This is a genomic window from Leptolyngbya sp. FACHB-711 (genome assembly GCF_014695615.1).
In the GTDB taxonomy this organism is placed as follows: domain Bacteria; phylum Cyanobacteriota; class Cyanobacteriia; order Elainellales; family Elainellaceae; genus Leptolyngbya_A.
Genome location: NZ_JACJOR010000047.1, coordinates 1 through 6718, shown reverse-complemented (window position 1 = coordinate 6718; position 6718 = coordinate 1). Strand labels below are relative to the sequence as shown.

General features: G+C 53.6%; 2 protein-coding genes and 1 pseudogene. 2 read left to right on the top strand and 1 reads right to left on the bottom strand.

The window, feature by feature from the left end:
- Nucleotides 1–79 precede the first annotated feature (79 nt).
- Together H6F80_RS00890 and H6F80_RS00885 are read left to right on the top strand one after the other, a co-directional pair.
- Nucleotides 80–2272 (top strand): hybrid sensor histidine kinase/response regulator, encoded by a 2193-nt coding sequence (locus H6F80_RS00890; RefSeq protein ID WP_190789738.1) that lies wholly within the window; start codon nucleotides 80–82, stop codon nucleotides 2270–2272.
- A 317-nt stretch (nucleotides 2273–2589) separates the two neighbouring features.
- Nucleotides 2590–6411 carry a response regulator gene (locus H6F80_RS00885; RefSeq protein WP_190789737.1) on the top strand — a complete coding sequence of 1274 codons (3822 nt, stop codon included), beginning with the start codon at nucleotides 2590–2592 and terminating at the stop codon, nucleotides 6409–6411.
- A gap of 102 nt (nucleotides 6412–6513) precedes the next feature.
- Here H6F80_RS00885 and H6F80_RS00880 read toward each other — a convergent pair.
- Nucleotides 6514–6718: pseudogene (locus H6F80_RS00880) on the bottom strand (MBL fold metallo-hydrolase); the annotation flags it as partial.

Below are 6718 nucleotides of genomic sequence, written 5' to 3'. Positions count from 1 at the left end.
TTTCGCAGGGGGCTAGGGGAGATCAAAAGCATTTGAAACATGCTCTGGGGAAAAGCGATCGCGTTTTGCGGAAAACCTTATGCAGTCAGATTTTACGGTCAATATTCTTCTTGTAGACGATCACCCGGAGAACCTGCTGTCGCTGGAGGCTATTCTGGAACCGCTAGGCGCGAATTTAGTGCGATCGAATTCGGGTGAGGAGGCTCTGCGGGTTTTGCTCGAACGAGACTTTGCCCTGATTTTGCTCGATGTGCAAATGCCAAGAATGGATGGGTTTGAGACGGCAAGCCTGATTCGCCAACGTCGGCGATCGCGCCAAACGCCGATTATTTTTCTGACGGCATTTAGTGCCACTTCTGAGATGCTGTCGAAAGGCTATTCGCTGGGAGCGGTGGACTATTTACACAAACCGATCGATCCGGTCATGCTTTTATCGAAGGCAACGGTATTCGTCGATCTGTTCAAAAAAACGCAGGCAATTCAGCAGCAAAGCCTTGTGCTCGAACGCCAGGCTGCCCAACTCGCAACGGCAAACACCCAGCTTAGACAAAGCGAAGAACAGTTTCGGCTGCTGAGCGAAGGTTCACCGATTGGCATTTTCTTAACGAACCCCGCTGGAACATTGACCTACACCAATCCGCGCTTCGATGCGATCTGCGGCATCAGTGCCCCTGCTTCGCTGCAAGTCGATTTGCTGCAAACGATCCACCCTGAAGATCGATCGCCCATGACAGCACAATGGATGGCTTACCTGAGCGGCGAGCAGGAATTGTCAGCCGAATTCCGATTGCTCAATCCAGACCTGCACTGGATTAATCTTCGATCGCGCCCTCTGTATTCAAAGCAGCATTCAGAGCAGCGTTCAGGGCAGTCATTTTCAGAACAGCGTGAACTGCTCGGACATTTAGGCACGATCGAAGACATCACCGAGCGCAAACAGGCAGAAGCGATACGCGCCGAAATGATTCGAGCACAAATTGCCCGCCAGGAAGCCGAAGCCATTAACCGCATGAAAGACGAATTTCTGGCAGTGCTGTCCCACGAGCTTCGCACGCCGCTCAACGCCATGCTAGGCTGGGCAAAAATCCTGAGCGATAGCTTTGTTCCACAGAGCGTTCGTCGTCTAGATGAAGCAACCGTCGCTCGTGGCTTAAGCATTATCCAGCGCAACGCCCAGTCCCAAACCCAGCTCATTGAAGATTTGCTCGATGTTTCGCGCATTATTCAGGGCAAATTCTCCCTGAAAATGGCCCCAATCCAGCTTCCGCCCGTGATTGAAGCGGCGATCGAATCTGTGCGTCCGCAGGCACAAGCCAAAGCCATACATCTCACGGTTCACCTCACGCTTGACGAAATTCAAGTGATGGGGGATGCCGTCCGCTTACAGCAGGTCGTTCTAAACCTCCTCTCCAACGCGATCAAATTTACGCCCGATGGCGGCAAAGTCAAGGTGGAATTAGAACGAGTCGAGGAGGAAGATTGGGAGATCGGGAGATCGGGAGATCGGGAGGTGGAAAGTCATGAACTTGGCTCAACCGCTGACCCAATTTTCTCTCACCCCTCACCCCCTCCACTCCTTTGCCCTTACGCTCAAATCACCATCACCGATACAGGCATCGGCATTGCCCCCGACTTCCTGCCCCACGTCTTCGATCGCTTTAGGCAGGCAGATAGCTCCACGACGCGATCTTATACGGGGTTGGGGCTAGGGTTGGCGATCGTGCGACATTTGGTTGAGCTGCATGGCGGGGTGGTGCAGGTAGAAAGTGAAGGCATCGATCGAGGAGCGGTGTTTACGGTTGGGCTGCCGCTGCATCAGGCGATCGATTATCAAAAGGACACTTTAGAAGCAGTTTCACCGATCGAAGCGGGAATTGCCGGACAAAAAATTTTGCTGGTCGATGACGAAGCCGATAGCCGCGAGTTGCTGGCGTTTATGCTGGAGCAGCAGGGCGCAGTGGTAACAGTTGCTGAGAGTGCCGCGCAAGCGATTGCGGCTTTAGAAGTTCAGCCATTCAACGGTTTGATCAGCGATATCAGTATGCCGAACTTAGATGGCTATAATCTGATCCAGAAAGTTCGATCGCTTCAGGACAATCTGAATGCAGGCATTCCCGCAATTGCGCTTACTGCCCACGCCAGCGAAGCCGATCAACAGCGTGTTCTTGCGGCTGGATTTCAGGCTCACGTTGCAAAACCGATCGAGCCAGAACAATTTTTGGAAACCCTTGTGGATCTCCTTCGTCCTCAATCCGGAAATTGCGGTCGCTAACTTATTACTCAAGGAATATTAGCGACTCATCCTTAGGGTGTATTCTCATCTTAGAAGAATGATTGTTCCGCTGTTTTAGGAACCGATGGGATGAGTAGAACTAGGATTGACAGAATGATGAATTAGATGATGAATTCGCGAAATCTACATCAATTCGCATAGTTTACTAAATTAACAGCTCAGTTGCTGAATGGGTTTTGTCGCTGTCTTCCCGATCGCCGCCAAGGAGTCCTGTGTCCTGATTTCGACCCGCCTTAAACCACCCGTGGCAGATGCTTTAGACCCATCGTGACTTAATCTTTTCCCGGAAAATCTCTATGGCAGTCCCCCCCTGCACCGTCCTCATTGTTGAAAACTTTCTGCCAGACCGAGAACTCTATCGCCGCTCTCTGCTTACCGATACAAGCTGCGGTTATCGTTTGCTAGAAGTGGATACGGCAATGGAGGGGCTGGAGCTGTGCCGCACCGAATCAATCGACGCAATTTTGCTGGACTATTTGCTGCCCGATTGCGATGGGCTGGAGTTTCTGCAAGCCCTGCATGCCCAAAATAGCGAAGACAGTCCGCCTGTGGTGATCGTCACCGGACAAGGCGATGAAAGTATTGCGGTGCAGGCACTCAAGCTGGGGGCGGAAGATTATCTGGTGAAGCGTCGGCTCACGCCCGATCTGCTGCGGCTCACGGTGCGAAGCGCGATCGAAAATGCCCGACTGCGGCTCCAACTGCGCGAGAGTGACGATCGGTTTCGGGTGTCGATCGAAAATATGCTCGACTGCTTTGGCATCTTTTCAGCCATTCGAGACAGCGGGGGGCAGATCCTTGATTTTCAGATTAGTTATCTGAATGCCGCTGCTTTGCAAAACCATCAAATGACTACCGCAGGCATCAATGTAAAACTGGGTGAAGTGCTGCCCGCCACTCGAGAAACGGGGCAGTTTGACCAGTATTGTCGCGTCGTGGAAACCGGAGAACCGCTCGTCAAAGAAGAACTGACCTACATCGATGGCTTTGGCACACCGTTGCTGTATCGTGCCTTTGATATCCGTGCCAGCAAATTTAATGATGGCTTTGTTGCCTCCTGGCGCGATGTCACTGCTCGAAAACAGGCAGAACTGGAGCGGCAGCAGCAGCTTGAGCGAGAGCAAATTGTCCATCAAATCACGCAGCAAATTCGCCAATCGCTGGATCTGAAGGACGTGCTGCATACGGCGGTTACTGAAGTTCGCGAGTTTCTCAGCACCGATCGCGCCTTTATTTATCGCTTTAACCCCGACTTTAGTGGCACGATCGTGGTGGAGTCGGTCAGCAATGGGCTGCCTGCGGCGATCGGTGCCCGCGTACAAGATACCTACTTCCTCGAAACCCACGGTGAAGACTATCGCCAGGGCAGAATTCAGGTGGTCGAAGATATCTACACCGCAGGGCTAACAGACTGTCATGTTGAAATGCTGGTGCAGTTTCAGATCCGGGCAAATCTGATTGTGCCAATTTTACAGGGAGAGCAGCTCTGGGGCTTGCTGGTGTTGAGTCAGTGCGCCTGTCCGCGTCAATGGCAACCCGTCGAAATCGATCTGCTCCGGCAAATTGCCGCTCAGCTTGGCATTGCGCTAAAACAGGCAGAGCTGTACGAGCAGGCACGGGCAGAACTGACAGAACGCCAGCGAGCAGAATCTGCCCTTCAGCAAAGCCACGATCGCTTTGAGCTAGCGGCGGCGGCGGTCAATTGCCTGATTTATGACTGGGATTTACAGTGCAATCGCGTCGAGCGTACCCAGGGACTCTACGAAGTCACCGGATATCTGCTGGAAGAGGCTGATCCGTCTCCTGAGTGGTGGCTTGACCTGATCCACCCGGACGATCGCCCCAAGAAAAACGATGAAAGCGTGTTTTCAGACCTGGCAAAGCTCGGTCGCTACTGCAATGAATACCGTGTCCTGCACAAAAACGGGCGTTATCTCTGGGTCGAGGACTGGGGCACGGTTCTCAAAGACGATTCTGGGCAACCCGTTCGGATCGTCGGCAGCACCAGAGCGATTCACAAACGCAAACTCACCGAACAACGTCTGCACCAGTCTGAGGAGCAGTTACAGCTCGGGGTGCAGGTGGCAGGGGTTGCCCTCGTTCGATTTGACTACGCGACCGATCGCGCCAGGCTCTCTTCCGAAGCATCAGCCATGTTTGGCATTCCTGCTGAAGAGACTCTAATCGCCGACGACCTCGTAGTGAGTATCGATCGGCTGTATGCCGTCTTCCACCCCAGAGAACGCAGAGAACTGCTGGAAATGATACAGCAAGTGCTTGATCCGGCAGGGAAAGGCTATCTCGCCCACGAGCATCGTGTCCTTTGGCAAACCGGGGAAGTGCGCTGGCTGAGCATTCGCAAACAGGTCTTCTTTGATCGATCGACTCAGCCTCCTCGTCCTGATTACGGCATTCTGGCAGCGATCGACATCACCGAACGCAAACGGGCTGAAGCAACCGTTCAAGCGCAGCTCGCCCAGATTGAAGCCATTTATGCGACTGCCCCGATCGGACTGTGCTTTTTAGACCGGGAGCGGCGGTTTGTGCAGCTTAATGAGCGATTGGCAGAAATGAATGGGCTGTCGGTTTCTGACCATTTGGGACGAACTATTCGAGAACTTTTACCAGAATTGGCAGAAGTTCAGGAGCCAATTTTTGAACAAGTGCTGCAAACGGGTGTCCCGGTTCTAGATGTTGAAGTTCAGGGCACAACCCCAGCACAGCCAGGAATCGAGCGCCATTGGCTGGTCAGCTACTACCCGCTAATCGCAGCAGCAGGGCGAGTGCTCGGCATCAACATCATGGTGCAGGAAATTACCGGGCGCAAGCGCGTCGAGGATGAACGCAAACGAGCTGAACTTGAACGCGATCGACTGCTGGCAGAAGCCGAAGCCGCAAACCGCAGCAAAGACGAATTTGTCGCCCTCGTTGCCCACGAACTGCGATCGCCGCTCAATGCAATTTTAGGCTGGGCAAAACTAATGCAAACGCGCCGTCTCGACCCCGCAACAACCGCTAAAGCCTTGGAGACGATCGCCCGCAATACGCAGGCGCAAGTCCAACTTGTCGAAGACCTGCTCGATGTCTCCCGCATGGTGCGCGGCACACTCAAACTAACGCTGGCATCGGTCAATCTGCTCGAAGTGATGGAAGCTGCGATCGAAACCGTCCGCCCCCTGGCTGAAACCAAACCGCTCCAGCTCAAAATGCAGCTCGACAAAACTGCCCCCATCTCCGGCGACTTCAACCGCCTCCAGCAAATTGTCCTCAACCTGTTAACTAACGCGATCAAATTCACTCCACAAGGAGGCAGCGTTGAGGTGAGATTAGAGCAGGTTGGGAAGAGGCATGAAGAGATAAGCAGTCGTGCAGCAAGCAACATTGCCGATCAAACCTCTGCTAACGCCTTACCCCTCACCCCCTCGCTTCCTCACTCCTACGCCCAAATCACCATCACTGACACAGGCATTGGCATCGCCCCCGACTTCCTGCCTCAAGTGTTTCAGCGATTCTGTCAGGATTCGCAGAATGTGAACGCGAAAGAAGGGCTAGGCTTGGGCTTGGCGATCGTCAAATATCTGGTTGAGCTGCACGGTGGTACGGTCACGGTCGCCAGCGGTGGAAAAGGGCAGGGGACAACGTTTGTTGTGAGGCTGCCGCTTCTGAAACGTGAGAACGATCTAGGAGCAGAAGAAAACTTGGAGCAAGTCCCTCTTGCTTCTGATGGGTCGCTGGCAGGTGTGCGGGTGCTGCTGGTGGATGACCAGCCCGATATGCTGGACTTAACCACCTTTGCCCTAGAGGAGTATGGCGCGATTGTGGAAACAGCAAGCAGTGCGACGACAGCACTTGAGAAACTGCCGCAGTTTAAACCGCAGATTTTGCTCAGCGATATTGCTATGCCCCAACAAGATGGTTACGGGCTACTGCAACAGGTGCGATCGATCTATCCCGAAGGACAAATTCCGGCGATCGCCCTGACTGCTTATGCCAGCTACACGCGGCGCGAGGCAGCCTTTCGGGCGGGTTTTCAGGAGTATCTCACCAAACCCCTCGAGCCTGAGCAATTAGTCAGCACCATTCAGGCTTTAATCAAGCATTCTGGGTTCAATTCATGACGTAGGCAAGGCAGCCTCAGCCAGAGCAACCCCTTCCGGCGATCGTTCTGAGTGCCTTTGCCTACCACCAAAGATCAGCAGTGGGCGATCGAATCTGACGACTCAAAACGCATAGCTCAAAACCTGAATCTCGGTTCCTTCTGCGGGTAAATTGCCCGATCGCAGCGTCACGCTGTCACTGCCGACCCGTCGCACCGTTGCACCCTGAACCAAGTTCAGGAAATTGTCGATCGGCAGAATATCGCAGTTTGCCGCATCCGCTGCCTGCGTCCGATACTGGGTGGGAATCACAATTTTGGGGTTAAGC